Annotated in this window: 12 protein-coding genes; 4 read left to right on the top strand and 8 right to left on the bottom strand. The window is 65.8% G+C overall.

Annotated features, from left to right (window positions below; all coding sequences use genetic code 11):
* Window positions 1-635 precede the first annotated feature (635 nt).
* From NCG93_RS06330 to NCG93_RS06300, 7 genes are all read right to left on the bottom strand, one after another.
* Window positions 636-1,565: an SGNH/GDSL hydrolase family protein gene (locus NCG93_RS06330; RefSeq protein WP_194414781.1), complete on the bottom strand. Its 930-nt coding sequence runs from the start codon at window positions 1,563-1,565 to the stop codon at window positions 636-638.
* Between the two features lie 73 nt (window positions 1,566-1,638).
* Window positions 1,639-3,045, bottom strand: a complete 1,407-nt coding sequence (locus NCG93_RS06325; protein WP_241741915.1) for a DUF1593 domain-containing protein — start codon at window positions 3,043-3,045, stop codon at window positions 1,639-1,641.
* 28 nt (window positions 3,046-3,073) lie between these two features.
* Window positions 3,074-4,858 carry a glycoside hydrolase family 3 protein gene (locus NCG93_RS06320; protein WP_194414782.1) on the bottom strand — a complete coding sequence of 595 codons (1,785 nt, stop codon included), beginning with the start codon at window positions 4,856-4,858 and terminating at the stop codon, window positions 3,074-3,076.
* Window positions 4,855-5,748, bottom strand: coding sequence for an ATP-binding cassette domain-containing protein (locus NCG93_RS06315; protein ID WP_206687650.1), 894 nt, complete (start codon window positions 5,746-5,748; stop codon window positions 4,855-4,857). Before NCG93_RS06315 ends, NCG93_RS06320 begins: the two co-directional genes overlap by 4 nt.
* Complete coding sequence (locus tag NCG93_RS06310) at window positions 5,745-7,481, bottom strand: dipeptide/oligopeptide/nickel ABC transporter permease/ATP-binding protein (RefSeq protein WP_241741916.1); 1,737 nt, start codon at window positions 7,479-7,481, stop codon at window positions 5,745-5,747. Before NCG93_RS06310 ends, NCG93_RS06315 begins: the two co-directional genes overlap by 4 nt.
* Complete coding sequence (locus NCG93_RS06305) at window positions 7,478-8,419, bottom strand: ABC transporter permease (RefSeq protein WP_194414783.1); 942 nt, start codon at window positions 8,417-8,419, stop codon at window positions 7,478-7,480. The genes NCG93_RS06310 and NCG93_RS06305 overlap by 4 nt, the downstream gene beginning before the upstream one ends.
* Before the next feature lie 57 nt (window positions 8,420-8,476).
* Window positions 8,477-10,003 (bottom strand): ABC transporter substrate-binding protein, encoded by a 1,527-nt coding sequence (locus NCG93_RS06300; RefSeq protein ID WP_194414784.1) that lies wholly within the window; start codon window positions 10,001-10,003, stop codon window positions 8,477-8,479.
* 124 nt (window positions 10,004-10,127) lie between these two features.
* Here NCG93_RS06300 and NCG93_RS06295 point away from each other — a divergent pair, with 124 nt between their 5' ends.
* Both NCG93_RS06295 and NCG93_RS06285 read left to right on the top strand, forming a co-directional pair.
* The gene (locus NCG93_RS06295) at window positions 10,128-10,733 is read left to right on the top strand and encodes a TetR/AcrR family transcriptional regulator (protein ID WP_194414785.1); all 606 of its coding nucleotides are present in this window, start codon (window positions 10,128-10,130) and stop codon (window positions 10,731-10,733) included.
* A gap of 399 nt (window positions 10,734-11,132) precedes the next feature.
* Window positions 11,133-11,351, top strand: coding sequence for a hypothetical protein (locus NCG93_RS06285; protein WP_194414787.1), 219 nt, complete (start codon window positions 11,133-11,135; stop codon window positions 11,349-11,351).
* Window positions 11,352-11,756: 405 nt separating this feature from the next.
* Here the strand turns inward: NCG93_RS06285 and NCG93_RS06280 are convergent, their stop codons facing one another.
* Window positions 11,757-12,815 carry a glycoside hydrolase family protein gene (locus NCG93_RS06280; RefSeq protein ID WP_194414788.1) on the bottom strand — a complete coding sequence of 353 codons (1,059 nt, stop codon included), beginning with the start codon at window positions 12,813-12,815 and terminating at the stop codon, window positions 11,757-11,759.
* A 94-nt stretch (window positions 12,816-12,909) separates the two neighbouring features.
* Here NCG93_RS06280 and NCG93_RS06275 point away from each other — a divergent pair, with 94 nt between their 5' ends.
* On the top strand, window positions 12,910-14,052 hold the full coding sequence (locus NCG93_RS06275) for a glycoside hydrolase family protein (RefSeq protein ID WP_194414789.1): 1,143 nt from the start codon (window positions 12,910-12,912) through the stop codon (window positions 14,050-14,052).
* A gap of 102 nt (window positions 14,053-14,154) precedes the next feature.
* Entirely contained in the window at window positions 14,155-15,177 is a 1,023-nt protein-coding gene (locus NCG93_RS06270; protein WP_194414790.1) for a LacI family DNA-binding transcriptional regulator, read from the top strand.
* Window positions 15,178-15,181: the final 4 nt, after the last annotated feature.

Genomic DNA, 15,181 nt, shown 5'->3' with positions numbered 1-15,181 from the left:
CGAATCGCTGGTCAGCGGCAACATCCTGGCAACAACTGAACCGCGCTCAGACAGAACGAAACCCACTCAACTCGATCAGTCTGATGAGTTTGAGTGGGTTTCGATTGGCGGTGACGGTGGGATTTGAACCCAAAGAGGTTCGATCCATTTCAATCTCTCTCGACCGAGAACCGCGGATTTCCGCGGCTTGCGACCGCCGAGAATCTGCTGCCGTTCCCTCTGGACCCGTACCAATCGTGATCGTCCGTGGGCACCATGTGGGCACGAACTGCCGAACCGCGGGAACGCGTGTTGACGGATCGGACGACGTATTGTCTTGTCCGCTTAGCGTCTCACCGCACCTCGTCTCAAGCAACAACACCCGAGCCGTGAGTCTCGCCTCGGTCATCCAGAACGCCGGGATCTGAACCCCGTTGCACGGTTGCATCCCGCGGTCCTGAGGCGCGTCCGCGTTGATTCGACGCGGTTCCCGTTCACGGTGGCCAACGTTGAGGGAGGCTCGGCGCTGTTCGGGTGTTCGCAGATTCTTCGCAGAGTCGCTGCCACCACGACCGAGTACGCGCTCGTCGGCGGGCGAAAGTGTGTGATCTTCCAGCTCATCGACGACCACTCCGCTACGCCGACGTAGAAACGACCTAATCTGACGGGCGGCCAGAGCCGAGCTGCTCGATCAGGAGCCTCGCGGCGGCGAGGACGCCTTCCGCGTTCGGGTGGTAGGGCCCTGCGTTGCCAGTGACCGTGCCGCTGACGTCCCAGCCCTTGACCCATGGGTCGTCCGAGCAGGCATCGTGCGAGCGGCTCGCCTTAGACAACTCGATCAGCTCGGTACCCGTGCGCTGGGCCGAATGCTTGGTGGCCAACTGCAATTGCCTCGCGATGTCAAGGATGTGCTTCTGATCGTCCTTGGCGAGCGGTACGCCCACGCACGGCTTGCCCGACTGGGGAAGCACGGTGAGGTAGTCGACGAAGACGATTCGGGCATGCGGTGCCCGCACCCTTATGGCGTCGACCATGTTCGTCAGCTCGTCTGTCAGCCCGTCGAGCGCTGTCTGGATGGCCGCGCTATCGACTGTCCCCGAACACAACGCTCCTTCGATAGCCGCCCGGAGAGCGGGCGGCGCAGCCAGGGCGTCGAATGGACTGCGGTCTGCCGCGCAGGAGCGGCGGAAGATTGTTGAGATGTAGCTGACGTCATTGCCGCCGATGGTGACAGTCACGAGGTCGGTGCCAGGTTGGACGGCGTCGATCTGCGGCGGGATTCGCGCGCCGGTGTAGTGGACCTGAGGCGTGTCAACGATGTTGTCGATCGTGGCGCCGCTGCAGGTGGCGTCCGTCAAGATGAGCCCGAAATGGGCCGCGACCAGGTGAGCGTAGTTGTCCGGGGATCGTCCGCACAGGAAGTCGCCGGCGGTGGCACCGTTTGCCGCGTAGGAACTGCCGAGCGCAACGTATGAGTCTCCCGGGGCGACCCCTCCTGCTGGGGTGTCCGCCGAGGCTACGGCGGCTCCCGACATCGCGAGAGATAGCGCGAGGGTCGCAGCGGTGACGACGTGGTGAGCTTTCATGGTTTCTCCTTTGAAAGATGAAGCTGGGGTAAATCGAGCATCGGCTGTCCGATTGCTCGTTTGGTCGGATTCTTCAGGCGAGTGTCAGGACGAAGCGGGCGTATCCGGTTAGTGCTGGTGAGCCGTTGTCGACCGCTTGGACGATGACATGGATGTCTGTGTGTGCTGGCGCATCGGTGGGAATGCTGATGACAGCTTCGGTAGGCGAGACCTCGACGGTGCAGGCGGGCCCGCGAAGTTGCGAAGCGGTCACGGTGACGGTGTCGCCGTCGGGGTCGATGATCAAGAACGGGAGCACGACGCGTTGCCCCGGGGAGACCGCGAGATCCAGCTGCGGAGCGACGATCCGGGGCGCGTGGTTGGCCTCCGTGAACTCGGATGTCACACTCCACTGCAGTCGTGCGGCGAAGTCGCGCTGGTATGCCCCGAACCACTGGCCGACCTCGCCGGCATCGACGATCTCGGCACCAGGCGCCCAGGGGCGCTGCCCCGCACTGGTCCACCGGTGCGGGTCATTCTTATCCGGTTCCTGCCGGCCGCCCCAGCCTCCGAACATCGCGTGCTCGGCGTTGCGCAGCCCGTTGTCGATGTGCATGGCGAAGTTGGACGTGTCGCCTTCGGAGATCCACGCGCCTTTCGGTCGCAGAGGAGCCCAGAGCTGGTATCCCTCGGCCACAAGGCTCTCAACACTGGCATCTGGGACGCCGAAGTAGTCCTCGCGGTCGATGCCCTCTGCCATCTGCTTGCCGTCGCCCCAGACCCGATAGCCGCGGCCGATCGGGCCGACCGTCGAGACGTTGTCGCGGGTCCATTCGGCGGAGAGGTACTGCAGCGCCTCATCGGGGACCACGTCCCACGCGAAGTAGCCCCACGCCGCCGTTGCGACGTCCCGGAACTCGAGTTCCGGCCATGCGGGCCGGATGTAGTGGGCGAACGTGTCGTCTTGCTCACCGAAGCTGGTGATGACGGTGCGGCCGACGATGAGGTCGTAGATCTCATCCCACTGGTCGGTGCCTCGGTATTCGGCTTCGATCGACATGAGAGCCCGGGCGATCGTGTTCGTCCCGCCCCAGGCTTGAGCGAACACCTTCCCGGGTGCCTCAGCCAGCAAAACTTCCTTCACCAGGTCCGATCCTGGGGTGGGATGCCGGGTGTCGCCGGCCTCGTCGATATTGCCCGTCGCGATGATGGCCCTCAGTGCGTCCGGTGACGGATATCGCGGGTCGTGCCGGACAAGGTTGTCGTAGGCCGCCGCGTACGCGTCGACAGCCTCGTCGATGTGGAGACGCTCCCCCGCTGCCGGCCAACGGTGCGCGGACACGCCGCGAGCCGGGTCACCTCTGTGGTGGAAGATACTCGCGGTGTAGACCAGAGCTGCAATGTCGATCTCGTTGCTGTAGAGCAGCAGGCGGAGCATGGAGTTCAGGTCGTCCAACTCGGGGTCGGTCGTGACGATGATGCGGGCGGTCGGATTGGTCAAGAGTCTCTCCTGCAAAAGATGATGGTCTTCACTCCGATGTGGACGGGATCTCCAGAGTGACCCGCCACCCCGCCGGGTACAGCGGGTCGTGGGTGTCGCCGGCGACGTCGGGCCGGCTGGCCGCTACTGCCGCCATGCTGCGGGGGAGTTCGAATGGAAGGCGTCCCTCCGGGGTCACCACACCGGTGAGGGCGTCGAGGAGCGCTTCATCGGATGCGCCGTAGTCGGCGATGATGGCGGTGGCGAACTCGGCGATCTGTGTGAGGATCGCGGGGCGGCTGAGCGTGACGGCGATGATCAGCGCGGTCTGCGCTGCCAGTGTGCGCAGTTCGTCGACCACCGCTGGTGCGAACTCCAGCGAGCCCTGCTCCATGCCGCTCTCCAGGAAGAAGTGGTCGCGCGGCTCGAACGGAGCTGCGAGGCGGACGATCGCAACGTCCGCCTGCGCGGGTTCGGCGACACTCCAGCCATCGGGCAGCGCAGAGGGGTCGATGCCACGCAGATAGGCGCTGAGTGGACGATCCAACGGCAGCGCTTCTTGGTAGCCGAGAAGGCCATTCTGCAGAACTGTGATCGATCGAGACTGGGCAAGCATGCCGAGTTCGACGTGCTCGCGGAGCGGAAGGTCGGCCGGGTCGGGTGTGGAAGGGGGGTTGCCCGCGTCGCCCGTGAGTCGCAGATTCAATTCGACGACGCGGACTGCCGCATCCTGCACGCGCTCCAGCGAGACTCGCCCCTCTTCGAGGAGCGACAGCAGCAGTGCCGTATCGCTTTCGCCGCCGAGCTGGTCGACGCCTGCGCTGAGCAGGCGGGCGATGCGGGACCCGGGGTCGAGGTGCTCCACCCCCCAGGCGCGCGCGGGGAACGGCTTGCCGAACACCACCGCGTCATGCACCAAGCCGAAGTCGCTGAGCACGAGCCCTTCGAAACCCAGTTCGTCACGGAGCAGGTCGGTGATCAAAGCCCGGTTGAAGGCGAAGCCGACCTCTTCGACGGCCTGCCCGTTGCGGGTGAGGCCGACCGGCATCCCGTAGTAGGGCATGATCGCTGCGGCGCCGGAACTGATCGCGGTGCGGAAAGGCAGGAGGTGGTCCTCGAACCGGCCTCCCGGGTAGACCTGCTCTCGCCCGTAGGCGAAATGCGGGTCTTCCCCATCCTTCTGCGGTCCTCCCCCCGGGAAATGCTTGACCGTGGCAGCGACGCTTTCGGCACCGAGAGCCGGACCCTGCAGCCCCTCCAGGAATGCAGCGAGCAGGCGGGAGGTGAGCGCAGGATCCGCACCGAAGCTCTGGGCCTGGCGCGCCCAGCGGGGCTCAGTGGTGAGATCGACCTGAGGGTGCAGAGCCATGCGGATGCCCATGGCGCGGTAGTCGTCGCGGACGATGCGTGCGAACTCGCGGACCAGGTCGGGATCGTCAAGAGCGCCGAACGCGATGGGTTCCGGCCACTGCGACACTCCCTCTGCTCGGTGGGTAGCTCCCATGTTCTGCAGGAAGGAGTGCCGCGGGTCGGTGGAGAAGACGATCGGCAGCCGTGAGCCGTGTGATGTCGCGATCTCCTGCAGACGACCTATCACGGGCGCGGTCTGCGCGGGTGAAGGAATCGTGGCAAGGCAGAAGTGCCGGATGCCGCGCTCCACGATCAGCTCGCGGGTCGATGGCCCGAACGGCGACGAGGCGTCTGGGTCGTGATCGGCGTCGAGGACGACGATCGGGTGGAAGAGCAGACCGGCGACCTCGGCGCCGCTGAGTCCGGCGACGACCTCTTGCGCGCGGCGGCGGACGTCGGGAGCGAGAGAGGTTTCGAGCGTCATACGGATTCCTTCTGGTTGGGATGCGTCGCGGGGTCGGCGAGAGCAGTTGACCGGAGCAGTGCGCGGCGTTCCGCCTGGGTCGCTGGGTCGGCGACAGGTGAGGCCAGCAGCAGCCTGCGGGTGTAGGGGTGGCTGGGGTTCGAGGTGACGGTGTCGCCGTCTCCCCACTCGACGATCTCGCCGGCCCGCATGACGGCAACGCGATGGCAGAGCACCCGGACCACGTTCAGGTCGTGGGAGACGAACAGGTATGCGACTCCCGTGCGCGCCTGCACCTCGAGGAGGAGTTCGAGGATGCGCGCCTGGGTGGTCAGGTCGAGCGCCGAGACCGGCTCATCGCAGACGATCAGCCTCGGCTCGAGGGCGACGGCTCGTGCGATCGCGACGCGCTGGCGCTGGCCGCCGCTGAACTCCCGCGGCAGTCGCTGCGCGGCGTCCGCGGGGAGATGAACCAGATCGAGCAGGTCACGCACCCTTCGAGCCGCGTCCTTCGCGCCGATGCCCCGGGCGCGCAGCGGTTCGGCCAGCGTGTCGCCGACGGTGAGGGCCGGGCTGAGCGAGGAGTAGGGATCCTGGAAGATGACTTGGAGGTCGACAGCCAGTTCACGACGACGCGCCCGGGTGGCGTGGGCGATGTCCTCGCCGTCCAGGGTGATGGTTCCGCCGGTCACCGGTGCGAGGCCGAGGGCGGCGCGGCCGAGAGTGGACTTGCCGGATCCGGACTCGCCGACGAGGCCGACCGTCTCGCCGGCGCGGACGTCCAGGCTCACGCCATGGAGGATCTCAACGGGTCGCTTCCGGATCCCTCGTCCCGGGTACGCCACGCGGAGATCGCGGATCTCGAGCAGCGGGTGCGCCGATGTTGCCGTTGCAGATGCGGTGTCGCTCATGCGTGCAGCGCTCCTCGTGCGGGGGCGTTGTCGAGGAGAGCGTCGAACAGCCCGCGGGTGTAGTCGTGCCGGGGGTCGGCGAAGACGTCGGCGACCGTGCCGGTCTCGACGATGCTTCCTGATCGCATCACGGACACCCGGTCGGCGAGATCGGCGACGACCCCGAAGTTGTGGGTGACGATCAGGATCGACATCCCGCTCTCGCGTTGGAGGCCGCGGAGGAGCTGGAGGATCTCGGCCTGGACGGTGACGTCGAGCGCCGTCGTCGGTTCGTCGGCGATGATCAGGTCCGGTTCGGTCGCCACGGCACCGGCGATGAGGACGCGCTGGGCCATGCCGCCAGAGATCTGGTGCGGATAGGCGGCGAAAGTGTGTCCCGGGTCGGCGATCCCGACACGGGCCAGCAGCGCCAGGACGCGGGCCTTCGCCTCCCGCTGCGAGATGCCGAGCGTGAACTGCAGCGGCTTCACGAGCTGATGGCCGACCGTGTACGACGGATCCAGGTTCGACATCGGCTCCTGCGGGATATATCCGATGCGACGCCCGCGCAGCCTCCCCAGTTCTCGGGCGCCCATCTGCAGGAGATCCTTGCCCTCGAAGCGGATCGCTCCGGCGACGCAAGTGCCTCCCTCGGGCAGAAGCCCCAGCACCGACCATGCCGTCTGCGTCTTCCCCGACCCGGACTCTCCGATGAGGGCGTGCACCTCGCCGCGGCGCACAGTGATTGACACGTCGTCGACGACGGTCGTCCACCCCTGGCCGTTGCGGTAGGCGACAGACAAGCCATCGATCTCCAGCAGCGGGTCGGTCTCCGCAGCGTCGTCATGGCGCACCACGGCTTCCGGACGGGGTGCGGGCGGTGCCCATCGTGCGGATCCTCCGCGGTTCTGGGCGCCGGACTGCTCGAGCACATCGCGCAATGCGGTGCCGAAGAGCGAAAGCGCGATGCAGGTCAGGGCGATCGCGAGGCTCGGCCACACCATGAGCCAGGGCGTGCGGGACAGGTTGTAGAAGCCTTCGCTCAGCATCCCGCCCCAGGTGGGCAGGGACGGGTCGCCGACGCCGAGGAAGTCGAGGCTCGCCTGGATGGCGATAGCCACGGCGAAAAGCCCGGTGGTGAGCAGGATGACGGGAGCGCGGACGGCGGTGAGCACGTGTCGGCCGACGATGCGCAGATCGCTCAGCCCAGCGACGCGGGCGGCGTCGATGTACAGCTCTTGGCGGACGTTCCGGACCGCGCCGTAGACGATGCGGTAGTAGGAGGCGGAGAGGACGATGCCGAAGATCGCCATGATCCACCAGATCGATGGGCCGATGACGGCTCGAGCGGCGAGCAGGATCACAATCGCCGGGAGGGAGAGAATGACGCCGGTCATCCAGCTGGAGACGGTGTCGAACCAGCCGCCGCGGTAGCCCGCGATCAGGCCAGTGCTGACCCCGATGAGGGCGGCCACCAGCACGGCGATGGTAGCGCCGAGGAGGCTGGTCGAGGTCGCGAAGATGAGGCGGGAGAGGATGTCACGGCCGGCGCTGTCACCGCCGAGCAGGTGCTCCGGGCTGGGCGGGGCCAGCACGTTCGACAGGGAGGTATCGGAAGGTGAGTAGGGCGCGAGGAACGGGCCGACGATGGCGACGAAGAGGAGGAACACCAGATATGCCGTCGAGATCGCGCCGAGCGGCGTCCTCAGAAGCCTCCCGATGGTCGAACGGCGCGGCGGGGTGGACGAGATCATGACAGTCGCACCTTCGGGTTGAGCCATCCCTGTAAGAGGTCGACGGCGAGATTGATGAGGAGCACGATGACGGCGGTGACGACGATCAGTCCCATGACGAGCGGAATGTCGCCCTGGATGGTCGCGGAGACCGCGGTCTGCCCGAGGCCGGGGAGCGAGAACACCTGCTCGACGACGACCGCGCCGCCGAGCATGACGATGAACTGGATGCCCAGCACGCTGAGTGCGGGCCCGGCGGAGTTGCGCAGCACGTGGTCGTAGGTCACTCGTCGGTTCGGGATGCCGCGTGCCCGAAGCGTCCGGACGTAGTCCAGGCGCAGCGCGTCGAGCATTGAGCCGCGTACCTGCTGGGCGATGCTGGCGGTCGCCCCGATGGAGAGGGCGATGATCGGGAGGATGATCGTCGACAACCACCCGGTGATCGATGTCTCCGGTGTGATGTAACCGGTCGCCGGCACCCAGTGCAACCCGACGGCGAAGACCAGAACCAGGATCAGGGCGACCAGGAAGCCGGGGATGGCCGCGCCGACGAACGAGCCGACCTGGATGCTGCCATCGACTCTGCCGCGGCGCGTTGCGGCGAGTACGCCGAGAATCGTGCCGACGACCGCCGTGACCAGGATCGCACCGATGGTCAGCGACAGCGTCACGGGCAGGCGGCTGGCTAGTGCGTCCGTGACGGGTTGGCCGGAGAACCAGGAACGGCCCATGTCTCCCCTGAGGGCGCTGCCCGCCCAGTCGAAGAACTGCACGATGATGGGCCGGTCCAGGCCGAGCTCGTGCGCTTTGCGGGCGACGATCGTGGGGTCGGCCGTGTCGCCGACGATGCGCCGCGCGGTGTCGCGCGCGCCGAGGTGCAGGAGGTAGAAGCCGAGCACGCTGATCGTGAGTACGGTGAGCACGCCTGCTCCCAGGCGGCGAAGGATGAAAGTCAGCATCGACGTGGTGTCGCGCACGGGACCGGGTTCGCCGGCCCCGTGCGCGATCCTTCCTGATTACTCGGTGGGGCGGATGTTCCACAGGTACGGAACGGTGTTGCCGACCTGAACCGTCGCCTGAGTTCCTGCTGCCGTGATGAAGGCGGACGTGGGTCGGTACAGCGGCGCGTACCAGGCCTGCTCGACCACGTAGGTGTTGAGTTCCTTCGCCGCCGCATCCGCGTCCGCCTGCTCGCCGGAGCGTACGACCTCGGAGAGCTGGATCACCGTGGGATCAGCAACATGGGAGGTGTTCCACGCTGACCCGGGCAGCATCGAGAACTGGATGGTCTGCCACGAGGTCGGGTCGGTCTGCAGGAGGAAGGGGAAGGCCGCCCAAGTGCCGCCCAGCATGCGACCGAACAGATCATCGCCGGTGGCCTCCCACTCGACGGTGATGCCAACAGCGGCCAGCTGCTCCTTGTAGACGGCGAACACCGACTCCGGGACGAAGTTGTTGCTCGGCATGACGACGATGAATCCGTCCGCATAGCCGGCCTCCGCCAGGAGCGCCTTCGCCTTCTCCGGGTCGTAGGGGTAGCGGTCGTCGAGCTTCTTGTCGTAGGCCGATGTGGTCGTGCCGAAGACCTGGGTGGTGACCGTACCGAGGCCGTTGTCGAGTGCCTTCAGCAGACCCTCGCGGTCCAGCGCGTAGTTGATGGCCTGACGCACCCGCACGTCACCCATGGCCGGGTTGATCGTGCCGTCGCGATCGACCAGAAGGAATCCACTCCAGCTCTGCTCCGACTTCTCGGCCGTGAATCCCGCGGCTTCGGCGTCGGCGATCTGGTTCGCGCTCTGCAGGTTGGCCGCGTCGACCTGGCCGCCCTTTACCGCGTTCATCAGTGCGGTCGGGTCGCCATAGAACGCCATCTGGATCGTGTCGTAGTGCACGGAGTCCGCATCCCAGTAGTCGGGGTTCGCGTCGTACACGTACTTAGAGCCGACGACGGTGTCTTTGGCATCGAGGACGTAGGGGCCGCTGCCGATGGGCGTCGTCTTCGCGTCGGGCGAGTCGAACATGGCGGGACTGCCGACGAGCCCTGCGTTCTGGCTGAGGTACACCGGCAGTGCGGGGTCGGGCTGAGCCAGCGTGATCACGAGCGTTGTGTCGTCGGGCGCCTCGGCGGAGGTCATGCCGGCCAAGAAGGATGCGTTGGCGCTGGTGCCGTCTCGGAAGCGAGCGAGGTTGTCGGCGGCCACCTGCGCGGTAAGGGCAGTCCCGTCACTGAACTCCACGTCGTCGCGCAGCGTCAGTGTGAGTACGGTCTTGGACTCGTCCCACTTCCAGTCGGTGGCGAGGCCTTCGGTGATCGTCCCGTCGGGCTCGGCGCGAAGGAGCGTGTCGTAGACCGCCTGGAGGTACGGGGACTCATTCGCCCATGCCGATTCCCATGGCGCGAACGAGGTCAGCTGCGTGATGACGCCGAGGCGAAGAGTTGGGTGATCCTCTTCAGGGGAGGCAGGGGAAGAGCAGGAAGTCAAGGCGAGGGCTACAGCGAGCCCACCGGCCGCGACAACGCTCGCGAGCTTGGTGCGGTGCATCGTTGCACGTCCTTTCGGAACGAACTGGTTTCGGCACGGAACTGTGACGACGAGGCGAAAGTAGCATAAAAACCTTAAGTGCTGAAACTTTTTATGTCTCGAAGGGTTTTGATACGGTGCATAGATGCCAAGGAGCCCTGGTCCACGCGGTGCTTACGCGAAGACGCCCAGACGTCGCGAGGAGATCCTCGACGCTGCTTTCCAGGTGTTCGCGCGCTCCGGCTATCTGAACAGCTCGATGAGCGAGATCGCGAAGCGCGCCGGAATGACTATGCCCGGGGTGACGCACCACTTTCCCACGAAGTCCGGGCTGCTCGAAGCCGTTCTCCGCGAACGGGATGATGATGCAGGGAGCCGTCTTCTAGGCCGACGTGGAGTCGGACTGCTCAACGGGCTCCTCGAGATCGCGGAACGCGACGAACACGACCGCGGGTTGACCCAGCTGTTCGCGATCCTCTCCGCAGAGGCAACCATCGATGACCACCCCGCCCATGCGTACTTCCACGACCGCTATCTGTTGATTCTGCGCACTGTGCGTCAGGCCTTCGAAGAAGCCGCCGAAGACGGTGACCTGCGGCCGGGGGTGCTTCCCGCGGAGGCCGCCCAGATGTACGCCGCACTGTCTGACGGACTCCAGCTCCAGCGGCTCTACGGGGTGGACCAAGTGCGACAGGCCACCCTGACTCGTCGGTTTCTCCAGAGTGTGGTGCAGACCTCACTCGATGGGTGAACGCATGCCGTGACGTACGGGCATCGCGCTCGACACCATGTGGCGACCCGCGCAGATTCACGCTGGGGTGGCGCGCTCTCACGCCGTCGCACGCGCTGGAACAACTCCTGTTGTGGTCAGCGGCTGACGACCTTGGCCGCGGCGACCGCCTTGAGTCCCGCGACCCCGAACTCCTGCCCGTAGCCCGAGGCCTTCGTGCCGCCGAACGGCACGAAGCGGTTGAGAGCCCCGTGCTGGTTGATCCAACCGCTCCGGGTGACCTGATCCGGCCAAGTGCGTCTGACGATGCAAATTCCTGCAAGCGGCCACAGCGAGGCGCCGGAAACGATCAGGCTCCGGCGTGACCCAGTTGTTGCGCGCTCACGCGGCGCGGCGACAAGCGTCCGTTGCATGTGCGCCATGACGCTCAGGACTTCATTTGGCGAAGACGCAGGGATTGACACCTCGGTCGCCGGTGGGCAACTGACCCACGGGAGATTCTGTGGGCAAAATGTGGGCACGGCCATTCTCGACGACGATCCGATGTCCGTCTCGATCCTTCTCAAGTCGCCCGAGTCGGTCTCGTTCCCGCTCGACACGATCGCTCTCAACGGTCTCGCCTGCTCGGGAAACCCCTGACCACGGCCGTGCCCACATCTGATTCGCAACGAGACGGAACCAAAAGGAATGGGCCAGATCGAGACCGTCCGAGAAGGACGTCGATCTGGCCCAAAATGGCGGTGACGGTGGGATTTGAACCCACAAGCCCGACGTCAGATCCGATACTGAGACCTGGATTCACGCTGATCCGATCAACTCGATGTGCCGGCTCGATCAGGTGAATCGCAGCCGAACTGATTCAGTTGTTGCCATTGCGTTGCCACGATGTCCGCTGCTGAGCGGTTCGCAATGCTACCCGCTACCGAGGGTCGGTCCCGGTCGAGGCATCGCCGCTTCAGCATCGCATCTACCTGACGGCGACGCCACGCCACGCTCGAGGGATCTCCTCACGCCGTTGCTCTCGCCATATGGACCGGGTCGAGTTCAGAGGGCCGCTGTCGTCCGGGACAGTGCGTAGGACCAGAGCGACCCTGGATCGAGAGTGGCGGTCGTGTATACGACAGTGATCTCGTTCTCATTCGGAAGCGTGCCGTACTCCGTCCGCAGGAATCCGGGATTGTGCGTACGAGCAGCGCCAGAGACGGAACTGTCGATGACCCCTTCGACCGTCCACGTGCCTGTCCCAGCCCACATGTCGCTGCCCGGAGTGCTCAGGACTTCGACGGCGGTCGAGATGTAGTTCGGGCTCGACGCCGGGTAGGGGTGCCGCTCCCTGACCATGTAGAACCGATCGCGTTGGGGCGAGTAGACGATGTCGAAGTTGTTCAAGTCATCGGGGTTCCCGTTCGCGTCGATCAACCCCGAGGTCGTGATGTCGTGCACGCCGGTCACCACCGGGGCGGCGCCATCGAGATCGACCATCGCCATCTTTCCTTTGTTCGGCCCTCCGTAGCCTTCGGTCCACGTGAGAACCGCTGTGCCGCTGTTCGCATCGATGGTCGTAGCGCTTGGTTGACCGGCTCCCCAATCGGAGGAGGGCTCTCCCGCCTTGAAGGGGACAAGGGGTGAGCCGTACCGCACCCACGGCCCATCGAGGCTGTTCGAATACGCCACTCCGATCTGGTTGTGGCATGAGCAGTTCATGTCATTCGCAAGGTAGAACATCGCGTGGGTGTACGACTGCCCGCCCAATGTCGCATTCACCCGGATCACGCTCGGATCGCAGAGGTGATAAGAATCCCATCCCGAAGCCGACGGTGCGAGCGCCGAGGCGCTCGACGCGACCGATCCGCCACTCCGCTTAGTGAGGAACGCATGATCACGGACGTCGCCGCTGACCCGGCTGTGACAGGTGTAGTAGCGCTCGGTGCTTCCGGCGATAGCTGATGGTGCGTACGAGTAGCCCGGGGATTGAATCGAGCTGGCGGCGTACACGAACGTCGGTGTCGACCACGCGCCGAGTCCCGACGCCGATGCGGCAGGACCAAGGATGACTACGGTGGCGACGACGAACGCCACGCAGAGCCGGCTGAGTGCTTTCATGACGATCTCCTTCGATTCATCGCAACCTGGCGTACCGTAATCTACACGAGTAGTATGAAGATCTACACGAGTAGCCATGAAGATAAGGAGCGCAATGAAGCACCGACGATCTCGTCACATCGGTCGAGGATTTCTTGCCATCGCCGCGACGGCATTCGCCGTCACCGCGGCCTCGCTGATCGGCGGCCCGGCTCTCGCTGACACCGGAGCACCGCCTGTCGAGTGGGACGCCTCGTCCATCGACGAGGTGTATGCACCGGCCGACGGGTACTACTCCTACGCCCCATCGGTGATCCGAGAAGGAGCGACCGAGTGGATCTGGAGCTGCCACAACGACGACTTCCGGGTGATCAAGGACCACATCTACCTGACGAAGATCGTCGACGGCGTCGTCGTCGACTCGCGCTCCGTGTTGCAGGCGTCCCCGTCTCCGGCGTGGGACAGCTTCCACGTCTGCGATCCGAGCGTCGTAGCGGGCAGGTTCAGCTACCAGGGCACGACGTACGGGCTCGCCATGTTCTACCTCGGCAACGATCTCGACGCCAGTGCGCACAACCAGGTCGGGGTCGCTTTCGCGAACCGTCCGGAGGGCCCGTGGGTGAAGCTCCCGGATCCGGTCGTGACGTTCGATCGAACCGATCAGTGGGGTGCCGGGCAGCCGACGGCCGTGAGCATGCCCGGCAAGCCGGGCACGGTGCTGCTGGGCTATACGCAAGGCGACACCAGCACCCGTGCGTTCGTCGTGTCGGTGGATCTCCGCGCTGCCGAGTCGGCGAAGATCAGCGAACCCAGGCTGCTGCCCACGGCTGGTCTGACCGGCACCGACGGCGCGCCCGACTACCTCAACGGCTTCGATCTCGTCTACGACAAGCGAGGCGACCGCTTTCTGACGGTGCGAGAGCAGCACCCGTATCCGACGGACAATCCATGGTGGATCGGACCCTCCGTTCAGGTCGCCGCAATCGACGCCGACGACCTCGTGAAGGGGCGCGGAGTGTGGACGCCCGCGGGCGACGTCGATGAGTCGCTGACCGGTTTCCCGCGCAACCACAACGCCGGATTCGCACGTGATTGGAAGGGCAACCTCGCCGCGAAGGATGATGTCACGGTTGTCTTCACGAAGAGCTGCTCCAGCCTCCCCACGGTCGATGACCAGGACTGGAGTCAAGCGACGTGCGACTCGCTCTACTCCTACGACCTCTGGTCGATCGACGGCGAACTGCGGAAGAGGCGCTGACCTTCCCACGAGGCGGCACCGAGCCCCGCGTTCGGGGCCGGCTCGCTCCCCTGCCGTCGCGGGTCAGCGACTATCCTCGGAACCCAGCAGAAAGCGGATCCCATGACGACACTCAGCGAGAGCCAAGACGAGCACCGGCACGCGACGCGCACCGACGTCGCGAAGCTCGCGGGCGTCAGTACGGCTGTCGTGAGCTACGTCGTCAACAACGGTCCGAGGCCTGTCGCCGAGGCGACTCGCGAGCGCGTCGTCAACGCGATGAACGAGCTCGGCTACCGGCCCAACGCTCTCGCGCGGGCGCTCAAGCTCCGACGGGCGCACGCCGTGGGGGTCGTGGTCCCTGACGTGAGCAACACCTTCTTCGGCGCCCTCGCGCGGGAACTGTCCGACCAGGCCTTCACCGCGGGCTACGCGCTCATGCTGGGGGACGCGAACAACGACCTGGAGCGCGAGCGAGCCCAGATCGAGTCGCTTGTGAGTCACCAGATCGATGGCCTGATCATCACGAGCCTGGAACCGAACTCCGAAGCCGACGTACGGGGCACGCGAACGGTGTACCTCGACAGGCGGGTTCAGCCCGGGCAGACGTCGATCATCGTCGACGACCTCGGCGGCGCCGAAAAGGCTGTGCAGCATCTGGTCTGGCACGGTCGACGGCGCATCGCGCACATCGGCGGTTTCGCTACGCTTCCGGGAGCCGACGCGCGTCTGCAGGGGTGGATGAACGCGTGCGCGTCTGCGGGGCTCAGCACCGACGGCCTGCTCGTCCGCTCGGACTTCACGCGCGCGGGCGGGCTGAACGCCGGGCGTGAGCTGCTCGCCCGCCCAGATCGTCCCGACGCGGTCTTCGTCGCATCCGACGTACAGGCCCTCGGCCTTCTCGCGGCCGCGCGCGAGGCACACGTGCGAGTGCCCGAAGATCTGGCGGTGATCTCGTTCGACGGCACCGATGACGCCGTTTTCAGCGATCCCCCGCTGACCGCCATCGAGCAGCCGATCGCGGCGCTCGCATCGGCGGCCCTTGCCGCAGTGCTCACTCCCGAGCAGCCGGTGCAGACGAGGATCCCCGTCACGTTGGTCGTTCGCGACTCCTGCGGGTGTCCGCCCATGCCACACGCTGACTGAAACC

Origin of the sequence: Microbacterium yannicii (assembly GCF_024055635.1) — a bacterium.
In the GTDB taxonomy this organism is placed as follows: Bacteria; Actinomycetota; Actinomycetes; order Actinomycetales; family Microbacteriaceae; genus Microbacterium; species Microbacterium yannicii.
The sequence above is the reverse complement of the archived record's forward strand: the minus strand, read 5'-3'. Positions and strand labels throughout refer to the sequence as shown.